A 15,893-nucleotide genomic window follows, 5' to 3' on the forward strand; every position below is an offset into this window, starting at 1 on the left:
ATGTTTGTTATTTCTGTATTCAAAAGGAAAACCGCTTATGCTTCATTTTTGAAGCATAAGCGGTTTTGTTTAAAATACTTAAAAAGAAAAATTTTTTGGTAAAGTACCACTTTTTATTACTGTTCTTAGCCCATGTTTTATAATCCAAGGATTAATAGGATGCTGTTTATCACGTAATTGCTGTAACCACTGAAAAACGAGTTCTTTATCTTCTTTCGTAATATCGTTAATATGATTGGCTACAGATTTTTGAACATATTTAGAAGGGTCATTCATTAATGGTTCAAGAAGCTGTAAATTGTACTTAAAATCACCTTTTAGAGCTCCTGTTTTTTTAGCCCAAGGAAGTCTTGGTCTCGTACCTTCAGAAACTAATCTTCTAATGTGGCTGTTTTTATCATGAATCCACTTTTGTAATATGTTTAGTGTGTCTTCATGGTATGTTTGAAGAAAAGGCCGAATGGCATATTCAGCAGTATTCCTTTTTGTTATTTCATACATGGCGTTGAATGAGGTTTCAAAGTCGTTAAGTCCATATTTTTCAATGTATTTTGCAAGAGGCATGTACATATATCCGTTTGTAAATGTGCCTACTTCTGTTGTATTTTCTGGGCCTAATGTTTTTAGTAATATATGTATTGCTTCATTAAAATCTTTTTGTAATGCATTATGTAATTCATCTGCTATTACTTCAATACGTTGTTTTAACCCTAAACCTTCAACTTTACATGTTACAGAGGATACAAAGTTTTTTTTAGAGAAATTCGGATCGTATTTACAAATAGAATCAGCTATTTTTTCTGCTAATTCTTCGCTAAATAAAAATTTTAACGGAACATAATTACCCATTTTTTCACCTCGGTGGTCAAATGAAAACAATTTTTATTTTTTAATCGACAAACCATAAACTAACGTCTCACTCGGAGTCGTAATACTAAAACCAGTCGTCTTATAATCAAGCTTCACTGTATCACCAGTGTAGCCTTTCGTGAATGAATCCATTTGTACGATAAGATCTGCATCTTCATATACAACATCATCTGCGTTATATGTATCCAAAATTAAATCGACATCAACGAAAATACTACAAGAGTTCGTCATTGTTCCTCTAATGCGAACGATCTTTTTATCTTCAAGTTCTAATCTATGTATAGCTGCTTTCGCTTCATCAGTAATGCGAATGTTCATTGTATCCCAACCTTTATTTATATTTCCTTTATTATTGCAAAAACAGGAGCAATAGGGAAGCAAAGAGGTTTGCAACAAAAAACGAGCAAACAAATTTGTTTGCTCGTTTCACTTTATTTTAGTTCACATTTATCAAGTGGAATCACTTTCGTTTTTTTCGTAAATTTATATCCTAACCATAGTACTAAGAAGAGTGGTAAACCGATGTAAGAAACAAGTACGCCGTTCCAATCGATTGATTCACCCATAAATGCGCCATAGTTTTGTCCTAAAATTACGATAATACAAAGAGTAAATGCGAAGAGTGGACCGAATGGGAACCATTTTGCTCTATATGGTAAGTCATTTAAATCTTTTCCTTGTGCGATATATGCTTTACGGAAACGGTAATGACTAATTGCAATTCCGACCCATGCGATAAAACCAGACATTCCGGATGCGTTTAATAACCAAATGTATACAACTCCGTCACCGAATAAAGAAGCAATGAAAGCAATACTACCAACAATTGACGTTACGATTAACGCGTTAACAGGTACACCGCGGCTATCTAATTTACCAAGAAACTTTGGTGCTTTTCCTTGGCGAGCTAAATCCCAAAGCATACGAGTTGATGCATACATACCAGAGTTACCAGCAGATAGTACAGCAGTTAAAATAACAGCGTTCATAACAGAAGCAGCAAAGGCAACGCCCGCTTTTTCGAAAATAAGTGTAAATGGACTTACTGTTACATCACTTGCGGCAAGACTTTCAGTTGTATAAGGAATTAATAAACCGATAACGAGAATCGCAAGAATATAGAATAAAAGAATACGCCAAAAGATCGAACGAATTGCTTTCGGAATATTACGCTCTGGATCAGAAGTTTCACCAGCAGCTACCCCAAGTAATTCAGTTCCTTGGAAGGAGAAACCAGCTGCCATAAATACACCGATAATTGCCATGATACCACCGTTAAATGGTGCATCAGCAACAGTGAAGTTTTTGAAGCCAACAGTTTCGCCCCCCATAATTCCGAAAATCATCATAAAGCCGACAATTAAAAAGATAATAATTGTAACTACTTTAATAAGTGCGAACCAATATTCAGATTCACCAAACCCTTTAACAGATAAATAGTTTAAAAGGAAAATAATAGCTAAACATAATCCGCTCCAAATAAGAGAAGGGGTATCTGGGAACCAAAATTTCATAATTAATGTTACGGCCGCTAGTTCTGCCGCAATTGTAATCGCCCAGTTATACCAATAGTTCCATCCAAGTGCAAAACCAAGTGATGGATCAACAAATTTTGTTGCATACGTACTAAAAGATCCAGTAACAGGCATGTAAGCTGCAAGTTCAGCTAAGCTTGTCATTAAGAAATATACCATAATTCCAATTGCGGCGTATGCGATTAGTGCACCGCCAGGACCAGCTGAATGAATGACACCACCGCTGGCAAGAAATAGTCCGGTACCGATTGTACCACCGAGAGAAATCATCGTAAGGTGACGCGATTTTAATCCGCGTTTTAATTCACCTTGTCCTTGTGTAGTTTGCGTTTTAGAGGTAGATTGATTTGTTGCGCTATTCATGTTCAACACTCCTTTTCTTGTAGGTTAGGAAGGAGCGGGGGAGAAAAATACAAAAAACCGCCAAAGGAATTTGGCGGAACGTTTCACAAATAACCACCCCATCATACCCTTCCGTTAAGATAGCACCCCACGTTTACACGGTAATTTTGTAAACGTGACAGTTCTGTTCCTTTCGGAGACAGCCCCAGCTCATATTTCCAGAGAAGAAATATAAACTTCGGCAACTTTTCCTTTCAAACGGAGTCAGTGACATTCTCTGTGTCTCGTCCGTTTTACTATTAAAAGTCGCAACCTCTACCTCATCGGATTGATGAGGATTTATATATTGCTAAGATTTTTAATATATGGCAATTGTAATGACTTTCTGAATATATTGCAAGATATTTTGTTAGGAAAAGTCAAAAAATATCGGTTATTGTATAGGAAACGCTTGCAAAACTCCACCCGAACCTACTATTATGTAGCAATAAGCAAAGAAAAAATTGTTATACAAATGTTTCGCAAAAAATATTGAAAAACCCTCTAAATAAAAAGAAAATTCAGAAAAATATAATTCGACATTCATGATAAAGTCATATTATTTGTTATAATTAAAGTAACGTTTAAGCAAAAAGGGGAAATCAAAATGAAATTAGAAACAGAAAGGCTCTATATAGTGCCGTGTACAGAAGAGAGTATTCAAGTCGCTAACGAGCAAGGATATAATAGCGGTCCGCATATTGTAGGGCATGTAGAGAATGTAAAACAAGATTCGGCTTTATTACCATGGGGGACGTGGTATGTTCTTCGGAAAGAAGATGATAGCGTTTTAGGTGATATTGGGTTTAAAGGGAAACCAAAAGAGGATCAAACAGTAGAAATTGGCTATGGATTCATTGAGAAATATTGGAATCAGGGCTATGCAACAGAAGCTGTAAGAGAACTAATCGATTGGGCTTTCAAAACAGGAGAGGTAGAAACAATAATTGCAGAGACACTCATAGATAACTATAGTTCGATGCGTGTTTTAGAAAAGTTACATATGAAGAGAGTAAATGCTACAGAAACGATGATTAATTGGAAAATAGAAAAATAAAAAATACCGCTCTAAATTGAGCGGCATTTTTTTATAGTTATGGTAGCATTTGCTTCTGATCATTTGGATACTCAGCCGTTGATGCGTTAGGACGATTGGAATGATTTCGAACAGCAATGAAAATAGAAATAATAACGACAAGACCAACTGCAACGTAAGAAAGTGAAATAACAGTTGGATCCACTTTAAATGTAGTAAGCAGTGTACGAATATTTGTAAAGATAATAAGACCACCAACTAATACGCCAAGTAAATGGGGTGGAACGATGCGGACTAACCATGCAGCAATTGGAGCTGCGACAATACCGCCGAGCATTAAGGCAAATACCCAAACCCAGCTTACTTGTTCCCAGCCAAGTGAAATGAAAAAGCCGATTGTTGCAGCGAGTGAAACAGGAAATTCACTCGTATCTACAGATCCAATAACTTTTCTAGCTTCATTTCCTCTTGCTAGAAGAACAGGTGTCGTAATGGGCCCCCAACCACCGCCACCAGTTGAATCAACGAATCCAGCGAATAAACCAAGCGGCACAAGTTGTTTTGCAGACATACGTTTATTTGAAGTGACAATTTGTTTTTGAATGATGAATCGTAATAAAATATAAACCCCTAAAGTAAATAAAAATACGGAAATGTATGGTTTGATTACATCTCCGGGCAAATTACTTAAAAAACATGCCCCAACAAATGCGCCGATTGCCCCAGGTAATGTAAGCCTGGAAACTGTATATTTATCAACGTTTCCAAATTTGATATGAGATGCGCCGGAAGCTGCAGTTGTAACGACTTCAGCTAAATGAACTGATGCAGATGCAACAGCTGGTGCAATACCAAACATTAATAATAAAGAGGAAGACGTTACTCCATACGCCATTCCAAGTGCTCCATCGATCAATTGAGCGAAAAATCCAATAATAGCAAAGACAATTAATTTCTGCATAAATAATCCCCCTGTAATAATAAATGAAAAAGACACTTTTCCCGTATGAGAAAAGTGCCTTTGGTTTTTCCAATCAGCAATAATTAAATTTGTTTCATTATAATACATATTAATCGTATAAATCAACTAGGTTTTAAAGTTTTTGAATTGAATGAAAGAAAAATAAAATATACAATAAAAGGATGGAGAGAAAGGGGAGAAAGACATGTTACGATTTGATCATCTCGTTCACGCAGTTCATGGTACACCGGAGGAAGCGGCAAAACAAATGCAGGAACTTGGATTTCATACTGTATTAGGCGGAGAGCATAAGAATTGGGGTACTTGGAATAGTTTAAGTTATTTTGATTTATCATATATAGAATTTTTAGCAGTTCAACATGAAGAAAAAGCGAAAGAAGCAGAAAATCCATTAGTACAAGAAACAGTGGTGAAACTACAAAATGGAGAAGGAATGCTACAAATCGCGATCCGAACAGATGCAATTGAGGAGCTAGCAGTTAACTTTAATAAGTACGGCTTACATACGATAGGGCCATTTGAAGGGAAACGTATGAGAAAAGATGGCCGACTTTTAGAATGGAAAATGTTATTCGTTAAGCAAGAAGAGAACGGACCGAAATTACCTTTCTTTATACAGTGGAATGAAACGGACGAAGAAAGAAGAAACGATTTACGTAACAGTGGGACGATTACTGAACATAAAAACAAAGTGCAACAAATTGAAACGATTCATTACGCAGTAAAAAATGTTCGAGAAACAGTACGGAAATGGAAAGAAGTAATGGAGCTATCTACAAGCTTAGTTGTGAAAAATGAAAAATGGAATGCTGAGTGTCAAAGTGTATCGTTTGGTGACATTCAAGTACAGTTTTGTGAACCGGTTGGAGAAGGTCTAGTGCAAGAATACATAAAGAATCATGGCGAATATCCATTTGCAGTAGAGTTTAAAGGGGGAAATAAACGAGAGCATGAAGTGTTAGGGAGTTTGTACATATATTGATAGAGGTGAACGTTGTGGAAGAAATGCTTAGAGAGATAGAGAGAATACTAGAATGGCCTCGTATTGCAACGTGTACAGCTATTTCAAAAGGTTTTTCACATGAAGAGAAGTATAAAATTGAATTAAAGAATCAAGAAACCTATTTTGTAAAAGTATGTGATGCTGTTCATTTTGAACGTAAACAAGAAGAATATACGTATATGAAACAATTAGAGTCATTACATATTCCAACACCCAAGTTAATTCATTTCATAATAATTGAGAAATTAAATAAATGTGTTCAAGTATTTGAATGGACCCGAGGTATAAATGGTGAAGAAGGTTTAAAGAAGTTATCGGTGGAAGAACAGTATAATGCAGGAAGAAAAGCAGGGGAAGTATTAAAGAGGATTCACTCAATTGAAAGAGAAAGTGCAAGTAATAAATGGGAAACATCTAGATGGAATAAATACGAAAGATACATAGAGGCACTAACAGATTACGAGGTGAATTTTCTGGATTTGAAGCCAGTATTAACCTTTGTAGAAAATCATAAAGATTTATTGGGAAATCGTCCAATAAGATTTTTACATGATGACTTCCATCCAGCAAATAGCATGATTCATAATAAGGAATTTATCGTTATCGATTTTGGTGGATATGATTTTGGTGATCCAATACACGATTTTTATAACGTAGCGATTTTTACTATAAGAATAAGTAAACCATTTGCGGTTGGACAAGTTCACGGTTATTTCGGAGGCGAACCATCGCTTCATTTTTGGAAACTGTATACATTGTACGTCGCGATGACATTCCCAGCGGATATCGTTTGGACGAATCGAAGTACACCGCATTTAGTAGATGATATGAAGGAAAGATTAAATGGAATTTTAGAAGATCATAATCATTTTTCATCTTATATTCCAAAATGGTATCAATCAAGCGAATTTAATAAATAAAGGAGTAATTTATATGGATAAAATAGCAGTAATTTCAGATATTCACGGTAATATTCAAGCATTAGAATCCGTGTTGAATGATATTAAATTAAGAGGAATCGAGCGCATTATTTGCCTTGGAGATTTAGTAGGAAAAGGACCTCATTCCAGTGAAGCAGTTGAAATCATTCGTAAAGAATGTGAAGTAGTCGTAATGGGAAACTGGGATGATTTTATTACAAAGCCGACTGAATTTGAAGCATTGAAATGGCATCAAAAACAATTATCGGAAGAACAAAATGACTATTTAAGAAACTTACCATTTTCAATCGAGTTTTATATGAGTGGGAAATTCATTCGTATGTTTCACGCTTCACCGAGAAGTTTATATGAAAGAATTCAACCACACGCTTCAAGAGAAGAACGTATTAGTATGTTCGAAAATAGTGATCTGACGGAAAATATAGAAGGGGAAAGAAAACCAGATGTCGTTTGTTACGGTGACGTTCACCAAGCATTCGTTCAAAATTTCAGAGGGAAAACGTTATGTAATGCCGGTAGCGTAGGAAACCCACTTGAAATAACACAAGCTTCCTATTTAATATTTGAAGGAACTTACAATGAAAAAGAAGCAGCGAGCTTTTCTATTCAACTTGTACGAGTACCGTATGATATTGAATTAGCTATCAGACTAGCAGAAGAACTCGAAATGCCAGAAATTGAAGAATACAAACAAGAATTACGGACTGCTTTATATCGAGGGTTTAAGGGAAAGTAAGCTAATAATATATCAACGATTTTTCAAATATATCTATCATAACTTAAAATATATCAATGATTTTTTCGAGATATCAGCGATTCGAGAAAGGATATCAATTTACTGACAAATAGTGACATGAATTATTATCTATAATTATATTATGTCAACTAATTATAAAGGGAGATATCATGAACCGAAAACAAAGAATCAAAGAAATTGCAGATCATATTGTAAAGCTAAACTTAACCCATCCAATAAGAGTTGGAGTAAGCGGTATTACAGCCTCAGGAAAAACAACATTTGCAAACGAACTAGCGGAAGAAATAAAAAAACGAGGATTACCAGTAACACGCGCCAGCATTGATGATTTTCATAATCCAAGAGTGATTCGCTATGCAAAAGGAAAAGAATCTGCAAGAGGGTATTATGAAGATGCACACGATTATACAGCTTTCAAAGAAAGATTATTAATGCCTTTAGGACTTAACGGGAATTTACAGTATGAAACGATTTCTCATAACTTAATAACGGATATGCCTGTACATAATGAGCCGCTATTGGCTACGCAAAATATGATATTAATAGTAGATGGAACGTTTCTATTGAAAAAAGACGTTACGCATTTATTTGATTACAAAATCTTTGTAGATACAGATTTTGAGATTGCGAGAAAACGTGGTGCAAAGCGGGAGACAGAAGCTTTTGGAAGTTATGAAGAAGCAGAGAAGATGTTTTTAAACAGATATCATGCTGCCTGTAAGATGTATATAGATGAGCATAATCCAAAAAGTTATGCGGATGTTGTATTTCGGAATAGTGATTTAGCAAATCCAGAAGTTATATTTCAAGAGCGAAAGTAATACATAATCAAAATTATATGTATAGCCTTTTATTTATAGTTATAATTCTCTTATAATTAAATTAACTTTAGAAAGCAAAAAACGGGGGATAAGGCAATAAAAAAACGTAAAAAGGGGACAGGGAATAGAATGAATGAAGTACTAGAACTAAAAGAAGAACTACTACAAATTAAAAATAATAATTATGCTGTACCAGAAGACGTAGATGCATATCCATATGCGCAGTGGATGCTAGATTATATCGGATCACCTGACGCTGAATTACGTGATGATTTAATTTATAGTACGCTTCATACATGGATTACAAATGATGTGTTTAGACAAAAAGAATTACGAGGGTTAATGCTACAAGCAATTAGTCCTGATTATTTATTTTATAAAATTGGTGAAAAGGGAACAGACTCTGTATTTAAACGTGCATTCTCCGTATTAATTCCACCACTTATTTTATCTGTTCATGAAAGAGAACCGTTGTTATCCGAAGAACAACTGTACAGTGTAGCAGAACAAGTGCTGGAATATGTATATTTAGAAGAAGATGTAAGAGGTTACGTAGAAGGAAAAGGCTGGGCACACTCTACTGCACATGCAGCAGATGCGCTTGATGCGTTAGCACGTACAATCCAAAGTCGTGAATTTTCGTATGCGATTCTTGCAGCTGTTCGTCAGAAGGTACGCTTACATGACTACGTATACATTCACTTTGAGGATGAGAGATTAGTAGCACCAATTATGTCGTTACGTAACCAAAATCTTTTAACTGAAGAAGAGTGGAGCAATTGGCTACATAGCATAGCAATTGTTGAAGACATCCCGCATCCTCAATATGATATTTTAGTACAAAATATTAGAGCTTTCTTAAGAAGTTTATATTTCAGAGCTTTAGAGACAGAGGGTAGTACAGCCTTTACAGATGATATATTGGAAACTTTGAAGGGTTTGCGTAGGTATTAAAAATTCGTTTTTCTAACAGAAAAGTACATAAAACCAACACCTCCCAACCATACTAATAAAATGTTTTGGAGGTGAGTTTAATGGACAAAAAAGACTTTGAAAAAGTATATAATGATTATTTACATCAAGGGGAAGAGCAAGCTCAATTTGAAATAGCTCAGGAAGTTACTTCAGGAGCAGAACAAATTGTTGCTGTTCGTAAAAATGATGAAGGTGATTTGATTGCTTTTAAAACAAGTAGCGGGAGAGAGTTAGATTATATGACTGCTCTTAGTGAAGCAAAATCAGGGAAGTTAGCTCATGTGGACGTATTTCATAAGTATGGCAGAGATATTATACGTAGTGAACCTGATGGAATAAAGGAAAATAACTTAGATAATTTACCTTCATTTTAAACGGGTAAACCTCAAGAAGAGAATGTTCATTACGATATTCTCTTCTTTGTGTTGCGAAGTTTTCCTTGCAAATAGACGATTCATTTTTAAAGAGCGATCATACTTTTAAAGAGCACTCTAAATTTCTCTTTATCTTCTGCTGTAAATGGTTTCGGTCCCTTTGTACGTTTACCACTTTTTCGAACCATTGCACTTAAATATCGTGTTTGTAACAATTGTTCAATGTTATCATTCGTATACTTGTAACCTTTATGATGAAGAACGATACAGCCTTTTGCTAAAGCGAGCGAAGCAAGACCGTAATCTTGTGTTACGATTAAATCTTCTTTTTTTGCTAATTGCATAATTCGGTAATCGGCAGCATCTGCTCCGGAATCAACATAAATTGTTTCCACACCTTTAGGTTGCTGAGCATTAGAATAATGAGAAAAGCTAGTAACGAGCGTTACAGGGATTTCTGCATTCGTAGCCTCAAAAATAATTACATCTTTTACAGGGCAAGCATCTGCATCAACGTAAATTTTCATCTTTATCACTCCTATAACTAGGTTCGTGTTGATAATAATGGTAGATTTAGGTTTTGTCAAACAAGTAATATCTTCCACAATTTAATACATATGTATTTGTATAAAATGAACGAATATTTCGAACTAAATAACGAATATACTATAGATTTTAATAAGTGGTTATATGTAGTGATTTGAAAATTTCTTAATACGAAAGTATTAGGAAGTTTTATTTGAATTTCATTCTGCGGATTGATTTTTAATAGTGTTTATTTGGATAAAATAGCAATAGAATATATATAAATAAAATGTATTTTAAATTAGAGGATCATTTCATGTTACTGCTCTATGCAATGGTTTCAAAAGATAAGTAAGTCTGAAATTAATCAGGAGGGCCGAATGAGGAGTTTCGATTTATCACAAACAACTATTAATATATCAAAAAATGATCTTATTCATAAAACGAATGATGATAAGTATTGGGTGTATGAAGTGATTTTTCAATCGCATGAAGGCATACCACCTCATAGCCATCCATTTGGAGAAGATTGTGCGGTTGTGTTGTCAGGTCATTTGGATTATTATATTTCAAATAAAATAATGATTCGTGCATCAAAAGGAGAGATAGTGTTTGGGTGGAAGAACCATATACATGGCTATAAAAATAATGAAACAGAACCATTGCATTTATTAATTTTTGTTGCGCCGAATAAAATTGGGCTAGAATATTTATCTGATGATGATCCGAAAATTGTGCACGTACCGGAAGAAAAGCGAATAATGAAGCTTTCCGAATATCAAGTAGTACATTCTCCTTTTTCTTCTTTTGAAAGAATAAAAATAGATGGTGAATATTCAGAAGCATATAATGAGAATGGACTTATGGCGTTTATTGATATCGAAAATAAACAAATGTATATATTTGAGGGTGAGAATGTGGAGATAAAAACTTCAAATCCCATAATATTTATTAAGTATACAGCTAGATTGTGAGAATGGAGAGTTGCTTTTCTCTATTTATAATAAATGTGTAGTTAAGAATATTGAAGAGGAATATTTTACAGAAAATAGGGGATGAGTTTTATTATTTAACTTGTAGATAACGAAATAGAAATGACCATTTATTGAGGAGAGCGATATTTATATGCAGTTATATTTTTATAATGAAAACTTCAGAAATATAATAAATCAATATACATTGTCAGAAGAGCAGCTTTGTTATACAGGTTTACCTAAAAAGCTTGTAAAACTATCGAGTGAGGATTCAAATCGGCATTCAATTTTAGCTATGAAAGATAATGAGCTTGTAACGTTTTTTATTTTACATAAAAATGACGGGGTTAAACCATATACAAATAATGAAAAATCTATTTTAATAAGAGCATTTTCAACAGATTTTCACCATCAAGGGAAAGGATATGCAAAACAAGCTTTAAAGATATTACCTGACTTTGTCCGAAATAACTTCTTAGGTATAAATAAAATTATTTTAGCAGTAAACGTTAAAAATGTAGCTGCACAATCTTTATATAAAAAATGTGGTTTTTGTGATAATGGGGTTAGAAGGATGGGACGGAAAGGTGAATTAATCATAATGAGTTACAATTTATAAGAATCATTCTTAGAAGTAGGGAAGAAAGATAAAGAAAAACGAAAAATTTCGAAAAGAAAGCCCCTGTATCAATCATCAGGAGCTTTCTTATAATTTAATTTTGGAATTAAGCTTCTTTTCATTATTTTTTGCTTATTTATTATCTGGAGTCAATGAATAAAGAAGTTTTAAATGTATTAAAAAGTTATTTTATTTCCCACAAACCAAAATAGCCTCCCGCAAACGAGAAATACCTTCCTCAATTTGATCAATATCCACTTTTCCATAAGATAAACGAATATAACCATCTTTCGCGCCGAAAATACTACCAGGCATAAAAGCAATTTCTTGTTTTAAGCTTTGCATAATGAGTTGTTTTTCGTTTATCGGTTCTTTTAATTTTCCCCATATGTAAATACCACCAGTAGGGTTTGAAAAAGAGATTTTATCATGAAGTTGCTCGTTTAGAGCACGAACAATAACGTCTCTTTTTTCTGCTAGTTGTTTTCGTAACGGTACGATATGCGACTGAAATGGTACAGTTTCGAAAAACTGCTGCATAAGCCACTGCGGGAATATGCTCATACCTAATTCCATTTGGTGCCGTGCGTCGGATAATCTTTCTACTACAGATTGCGGAGCAACGAGCCAGCCGACTCGTAATCCTGGCGCAATCATTTTTGATAAAGAATGTACATAAATGACTGTTCCGTTTTCATCTATTGATTTCAAAGTAGGACAAGGCTGTTTCTTTTCTAGCGTCAGCAAGCTGGATGGATCATCTTCAACGATTGCAATTCGTAAATCTGCGCAAAGTGATAACAGTGTTTTTCTACGGTTTGGATGAAGCATCGTTCCCGTAGGGTTTTGGAAATTTGGATTTAAAAAGATCATTTTAATACGGTGTTTTCTATATAACTCCTGTACATCGTCTGGATTAATCCCATGTTCATCGACAGGTAATGGGAAAATACGAATACCTGCTGATTGGAATAGAGGCAGGGAATAACAGTGTGAAGGACTTTCGAAAGCAACAGCATCACCGGGATTTAATAAACATTGTACGATAAGGTGAAGTGCTTGCTGTGCACCAGATGTAATCATAATGGATTGTTCAGTCGCCTCAACTTTTAAATATTCTTTCATATATTTTACGACCGCTTGTCTTAGCGGGAGATAGCCTTGCGGATGATCATAACTTAATGAATGCGTTAACGGTTGTTCTCGTAAAATCGTTTGTAGTTGATCGTGAGGATAAAGATTACAGCCGAGCTCTCCGTTTGCAAAATCTATAATATTTTCATTTTGTTGTATTTCTGCCCGAATATGGCGAAGTAACGGTAAGTTTGGTAAAAACGTACCACCTTCTACGAAATTTCTCCAGTTCGGCGTTAATGTTGGAGAAACGCCCCACATATGTGTACTTACACGTGTACCTTTACCAGTCGTACTTTCTACAATTCCCATAGCACGTAACTCATTATAAGCAGTCGTTACTGTACTACGGTTTACATTTAACTGCGTAGCTAATTTCCGTTCGGAAGGTAGGAAGCTTCCTGGAGGAAGTTCTCCGTATGTAATACGTTTCTCAATAAAGTCAACAACTTGCTGATAAATAGGGATTTTACTGTCATTATCTAGCTTCCATTCCATAAAAAACGCCTCCGTATCTCTTATATAAATCCAGTATAGCAAATTGGCTGGGTAAAAAAACAGCCAATTGGACGGTGTTATATCCAGCCAATTTTACTATGCTAAATATGGAAGGGGAGATTCGGATGAAACGATGGCAAATGGAATGGCTCCTAGTATCAGTTGCGTTAGTATGGGGAGCAAATTATACAATAGGAAAGTATGGCGTGGCATTTATGTCATCCATTCAATTTAATAGTTTACGATTTTTAGTAGCATCACCGGTATTATTACTTATTACTTTTATGATGGAACGCTCATTACGTATTGAAAGAAAAGATTGGTTACGATTAGTAGCAGTCGGCATCGTTGGTACGACAATGTATCAAACGATGTTTATGCTATCCGTGAAATATACTTCAGCAACGAACGCCTCATTATTAATTGCGATGTCCCCTATTTTTACAGGGATATTAGCAGTATTGCACAAACAAGAACGTTTTTCGATGAAAGTACAAATTGGTTCAATCGTAGCGTTTATTGGTGCAGCATTCGTTTTATTAACAGGACACACAGGAGGAGCTACTTACGAGTATGCGTGGCTCGGAAATATAATTGGATTAGTCGCAGCAATTGCGTGGGGATGGTACCCAATTTTAGCACAACCTCTTATTACAAAGTACTCCGCAATGAGAGTCACATCATGGTCTACTTTAATTGGAATTGTACCTCTCGTTATATACTGTTTATTCAACGTAAACACACTAACGTGGCCAGTAGATACACCAAGCTGGGAATCACTAGCATATTCAATCGTCTTTGCGACCATATTCGGACTTGCAATGTGGTATGTCGGTATTAGTAAAATAGGCTCAACGAAAGTAATGGTTTATATGTATCTTGTGCCATTGTTTGCAGTGATCTTTGCGGCAGTAACAATTGGAGAGCAAATTAATTTGATGCAACTAGTTGGCGGGCTTATTATCTTCATCGGTTTATATGTTGTAAAAAAAGGTGGAATCAAAAAGCCAGCTCTCAATTTGAAAAAAGTAAGTTAACAGTAAAAAGGATCTCTTTCATATAGAAGGAGATCCTTTTTGTTTTTGTAATAAAAGCGCTTGTTCAACGGCCCATTTTTGATGATCGTGTATGAGAAGCTTTATAGCATGCAATGGAGACATCCACCTTATTCGCAATATAAAAAAATCCATCGTTTAAATAATATATATCTTCCTTTTCTGCATAAAAATATCGAGCCGCATTACCGATATACTGATCAATTTTAATTGCCCATCCTAATTCCTCTAGTAGTTCACGGTGCAAACATTCTTCTTTTGTTTCATTACCTTCCATACCGCCACCAGGTAAAAAGTAACGGTCACCTTTTTGGATAACAGCAATCTTTGAAGAAGTTGAGTTGAAAATAATTGCATAACAACTAGGTCGTAATACATATTGCTCAGTAGGCTTTTTATAGCCAAAAGTAAGTTTAGATATCATAAAACACGTCACCTCTCTATAAAATACATAAAAGGAATAATAAGGTAAAACAAAATTGTATAAGTATAATCTTACGAGATTGGAGTGATAACAAAATGATAAATCGAAAGTGTACGCGCTGTAAAGAAATTACAGGTACATTGCACGGTGGTAAAAAAATTAAGGAAGAATTTCTATGTGAGGACTGTTTGCAAAAAGGAATTAAAAGCGGGGAAATCGAATTATCACAAGTGGAGCAAGAACAAACTTCGTATCTTTCTATAAAAATATTAAAAATAATGAGTGTGATTTATTTAATAGTATCTATTATAATCGCTATTTCTGCTGGAGCATTTATACAGGATCCAGGGTTTGGTGGAATATCCTTTTCAATAACAGGTGCAGTTGGTGTTATGATAATTGGATCGATATTCCAGTCTGTTCTCGTATTTTGCGGGATATGGGTATTTATCCTTTTAGTAGAAACAGTCATTAAAATTTATGAAAAAATGAAGTGAGTGAGAGGGAGAAACATATGCGAGTAAGAAACATCCAAGGGGAAGATTATGTAAAGATTCATTCTGTTTTAAATGATTGGTGGGGCGGGAGAGACATGGCTGCCATGTTGCCAAAATTGTTTTTCGTTCACTTTCAAGAAACGAGTTTTATCATTGAAGAAGAAGGAGAAACGTTAGGTTTCTTATGTGGATTTTTTTCACAAACATATAAAGATGAAGCATACGTTCATTTTATCGGTGTAAATCCGAAGTATAGAAGAAGAGGAATCGCATCGACATTGTATTCTTATTTCTTTGATGTCGCTCGTGCAAATAATCGTAAAGTTGTAAAAGCAATTACGTCACCAACTAATAAAAAGTCGATACAGTTTCATCAAGAAATCGGTTTTCGAATTGCGGCTGGGGATGATGAAGTAGAGGGTGTATCGGTACATACAAATTATGATGGGAATGGCTTGAGTAGAGTTTTATTTTTGAAAAATGTGTAGATAA

Annotated in this window: 18 protein-coding genes, 1 pseudogene and 1 riboswitch; of the genes and pseudogenes, 12 read left to right on the forward strand and 7 right to left on the reverse strand. The window is 34.9% G+C overall.

What is annotated here, in order from left to right:
* Positions 1-78: 78 nt before the first annotated feature.
* The 3 genes from MR169_RS16580 to MR169_RS16590 all read right to left on the reverse strand — a co-directional run bounded on the left by MR169_RS16580 (position 79) and on the right by MR169_RS16590 (position 2,768).
* Positions 79-849, reverse strand: a complete 771-nt coding sequence (locus tag MR169_RS16580; protein WP_000528937.1) for a DNA alkylation repair protein — start codon at positions 847-849, stop codon at positions 79-81.
* Positions 850-882: 33 nt separating this feature from the next.
* The gene (locus MR169_RS16585) at positions 883-1,188 is read right to left on the reverse strand and encodes an iron-sulfur cluster biosynthesis family protein (RefSeq protein ID WP_242319680.1); all 306 of its coding nucleotides are present in this window, start codon (positions 1,186-1,188) and stop codon (positions 883-885) included.
* A gap of 113 nt (positions 1,189-1,301) precedes the next feature.
* Complete coding sequence (locus MR169_RS16590; RefSeq protein WP_001083387.1) at positions 1,302-2,768, reverse strand: amino acid permease; 1,467 nt, start codon at positions 2,766-2,768, stop codon at positions 1,302-1,304.
* 112 nt (positions 2,769-2,880) lie between these two features.
* A riboswitch (Lysine riboswitch) is annotated at positions 2,881-3,073 on the reverse strand.
* Positions 3,074-3,393: 320 nt separating this feature from the next.
* On the opposite strand from MR169_RS16590, the gene MR169_RS16595 reads away from it, so the two are divergent.
* A complete protein-coding gene (locus tag MR169_RS16595) occupies positions 3,394-3,843 on the forward strand; it encodes a GNAT family N-acetyltransferase (RefSeq protein WP_242319681.1) in 450 nt (149 codons plus the stop codon).
* Positions 3,844-3,880: 37 nt separating this feature from the next.
* Here MR169_RS16595 and MR169_RS16600 read toward each other — a convergent pair whose 3' ends face one another.
* On the reverse strand, positions 3,881-4,783 hold the full coding sequence (locus MR169_RS16600; RefSeq protein WP_001170721.1) for a sulfite exporter TauE/SafE family protein: 903 nt from the start codon (positions 4,781-4,783) through the stop codon (positions 3,881-3,883).
* A 205-nt stretch (positions 4,784-4,988) separates the two neighbouring features.
* Here MR169_RS16600 and MR169_RS16605 point away from each other — a divergent pair, with 205 nt between their 5' ends.
* From MR169_RS16605 to MR169_RS16630, 6 genes are all read left to right on the forward strand, one after another.
* A complete protein-coding gene (locus MR169_RS16605) occupies positions 4,989-5,786 on the forward strand; it encodes a VOC family protein (RefSeq protein ID WP_000943342.1) in 798 nt (265 codons plus the stop codon).
* Between the two features lie 14 nt (positions 5,787-5,800).
* Positions 5,801-6,727 carry an aminoglycoside phosphotransferase family protein gene (locus MR169_RS16610; protein WP_001986396.1) on the forward strand — a complete coding sequence of 309 codons (927 nt, stop codon included), beginning with the start codon at positions 5,801-5,803 and terminating at the stop codon, positions 6,725-6,727.
* Positions 6,728-6,740: 13 nt separating this feature from the next.
* Positions 6,741-7,484, forward strand: coding sequence for a metallophosphoesterase family protein (locus tag MR169_RS16615; protein WP_000357661.1), 744 nt, complete (start codon positions 6,741-6,743; stop codon positions 7,482-7,484).
* Positions 7,485-7,654: 170 nt separating this feature from the next.
* A complete protein-coding gene (locus tag MR169_RS16620) occupies positions 7,655-8,326 on the forward strand; it encodes a nucleoside/nucleotide kinase family protein (protein ID WP_086392018.1) in 672 nt (223 codons plus the stop codon).
* Between the two features lie 129 nt (positions 8,327-8,455).
* Positions 8,456-9,280, forward strand: a complete 825-nt coding sequence (locus tag MR169_RS16625) for a DUF2785 domain-containing protein (protein WP_016118180.1) — start codon at positions 8,456-8,458, stop codon at positions 9,278-9,280.
* 80 nt (positions 9,281-9,360) lie between these two features.
* Positions 9,361-9,675: a DUF3892 domain-containing protein gene (locus tag MR169_RS16630; protein WP_000358163.1), complete on the forward strand. Its 315-nt coding sequence runs from the start codon at positions 9,361-9,363 to the stop codon at positions 9,673-9,675.
* Between the two features lie 86 nt (positions 9,676-9,761).
* Here the strand turns inward: MR169_RS16630 and MR169_RS16635 are convergent, their stop codons facing one another.
* Complete coding sequence (locus MR169_RS16635; RefSeq protein ID WP_030026255.1) at positions 9,762-10,202, reverse strand: YaiI/YqxD family protein; 441 nt, start codon at positions 10,200-10,202, stop codon at positions 9,762-9,764.
* Between the two features lie 378 nt (positions 10,203-10,580).
* On the opposite strand from MR169_RS16635, the gene MR169_RS16640 reads away from it, so the two are divergent.
* Positions 10,581-11,174, forward strand: a complete 594-nt coding sequence (locus MR169_RS16640; RefSeq protein ID WP_001255979.1) for a cupin domain-containing protein — start codon at positions 10,581-10,583, stop codon at positions 11,172-11,174.
* Positions 11,175-11,325: 151 nt separating this feature from the next.
* A complete protein-coding gene (locus MR169_RS16645) occupies positions 11,326-11,793 on the forward strand; it encodes a GNAT family N-acetyltransferase (protein ID WP_001177780.1) in 468 nt (155 codons plus the stop codon).
* A gap of 189 nt (positions 11,794-11,982) precedes the next feature.
* On the opposite strand, the gene pdxR is transcribed toward MR169_RS16645, so the two are convergent.
* On the reverse strand, positions 11,983-13,425 hold the full coding sequence (gene pdxR, locus MR169_RS16650; RefSeq protein ID WP_000454889.1) for a MocR-like pyridoxine biosynthesis transcription factor PdxR: 1,443 nt from the start codon (positions 13,423-13,425) through the stop codon (positions 11,983-11,985).
* 125 nt (positions 13,426-13,550) lie between these two features.
* Here pdxR and MR169_RS16655 point away from each other — a divergent pair, with 125 nt between their 5' ends.
* A complete protein-coding gene (locus MR169_RS16655) occupies positions 13,551-14,462 on the forward strand; it encodes a DMT family transporter (RefSeq protein ID WP_000832957.1) in 912 nt (303 codons plus the stop codon).
* An 18-nt stretch (positions 14,463-14,480) separates the two neighbouring features.
* Here the strand turns inward: MR169_RS16655 and MR169_RS16660 are convergent.
* Positions 14,481-14,904: pseudogene (locus MR169_RS16660) on the reverse strand (NUDIX hydrolase).
* A gap of 95 nt (positions 14,905-14,999) precedes the next feature.
* On the opposite strand from MR169_RS16660, the gene MR169_RS16665 reads away from it, so the two are divergent.
* A complete protein-coding gene (locus MR169_RS16665; RefSeq protein WP_000610505.1) occupies positions 15,000-15,401 on the forward strand; it encodes a DUF3980 domain-containing protein in 402 nt (133 codons plus the stop codon).
* A 17-nt stretch (positions 15,402-15,418) separates the two neighbouring features.
* Positions 15,419-15,889: a GNAT family N-acetyltransferase gene (locus MR169_RS16670; RefSeq protein ID WP_242319682.1), complete on the forward strand. Its 471-nt coding sequence runs from the start codon at positions 15,419-15,421 to the stop codon at positions 15,887-15,889.
* Positions 15,890-15,893 lie beyond the last annotated feature (4 nt).

This window comes from Bacillus cereus group sp. BfR-BA-01349 (genome assembly GCF_022663795.1).
Lineage (GTDB): Bacteria > Bacillota > Bacilli > Bacillales > Bacillaceae_G > Bacillus_A > Bacillus_A cereus.

Excerpts from the sequence above, each read along its gene's own strand:
- MR169_RS16580 (WP_000528937.1), bottom strand. The coding sequence starts at position 849 with ATGGGTAATTATGTTCCGTTAAAATTTTTATTTAGCGAAGAATTAGCA.
- MR169_RS16585 (WP_242319680.1), bottom strand. The coding sequence starts at position 1,188 with ATGAACATTCGCATTACTGATGAAGCGAAAGCAGCTATACATAGATTA.
- MR169_RS16590 (WP_001083387.1), bottom strand. The coding sequence starts at position 2,768 with ATGAATAGCGCAACAAATCAATCTACCTCTAAAACGCAAACTACACAA.
- MR169_RS16595 (WP_242319681.1), top strand. The coding sequence starts at position 3,394 with ATGAAATTAGAAACAGAAAGGCTCTATATAGTGCCGTGTACAGAAGAG.
- MR169_RS16600 (WP_001170721.1), bottom strand. The coding sequence starts at position 4,783 with ATGCAGAAATTAATTGTCTTTGCTATTATTGGATTTTTCGCTCAATTG.
- MR169_RS16605 (WP_000943342.1), top strand. The coding sequence starts at position 4,989 with ATGTTACGATTTGATCATCTCGTTCACGCAGTTCATGGTACACCGGAG.
- MR169_RS16615 (WP_000357661.1), top strand. The coding sequence starts at position 6,741 with ATGGATAAAATAGCAGTAATTTCAGATATTCACGGTAATATTCAAGCA.
- MR169_RS16620 (WP_086392018.1), top strand. The coding sequence starts at position 7,655 with ATGAACCGAAAACAAAGAATCAAAGAAATTGCAGATCATATTGTAAAG.
- MR169_RS16625 (WP_016118180.1), top strand. The coding sequence starts at position 8,456 with ATGAATGAAGTACTAGAACTAAAAGAAGAACTACTACAAATTAAAAAT.
- MR169_RS16630 (WP_000358163.1), top strand. The coding sequence starts at position 9,361 with ATGGACAAAAAAGACTTTGAAAAAGTATATAATGATTATTTACATCAA.
- MR169_RS16635 (WP_030026255.1), bottom strand. The coding sequence starts at position 10,202 with ATGAAAATTTACGTTGATGCAGATGCTTGCCCTGTAAAAGATGTAATT.
- MR169_RS16640 (WP_001255979.1), top strand. The coding sequence starts at position 10,581 with ATGAGGAGTTTCGATTTATCACAAACAACTATTAATATATCAAAAAAT.
- MR169_RS16645 (WP_001177780.1), top strand. The coding sequence starts at position 11,326 with ATGCAGTTATATTTTTATAATGAAAACTTCAGAAATATAATAAATCAA.
- pdxR (WP_000454889.1), bottom strand. The coding sequence starts at position 13,425 with ATGGAATGGAAGCTAGATAATGACAGTAAAATCCCTATTTATCAGCAA.
- MR169_RS16655 (WP_000832957.1), top strand. The coding sequence starts at position 13,551 with ATGAAACGATGGCAAATGGAATGGCTCCTAGTATCAGTTGCGTTAGTA.
- MR169_RS16665 (WP_000610505.1), top strand. The coding sequence starts at position 15,000 with ATGATAAATCGAAAGTGTACGCGCTGTAAAGAAATTACAGGTACATTG.
- MR169_RS16670 (WP_242319682.1), top strand. The coding sequence starts at position 15,419 with ATGCGAGTAAGAAACATCCAAGGGGAAGATTATGTAAAGATTCATTCT.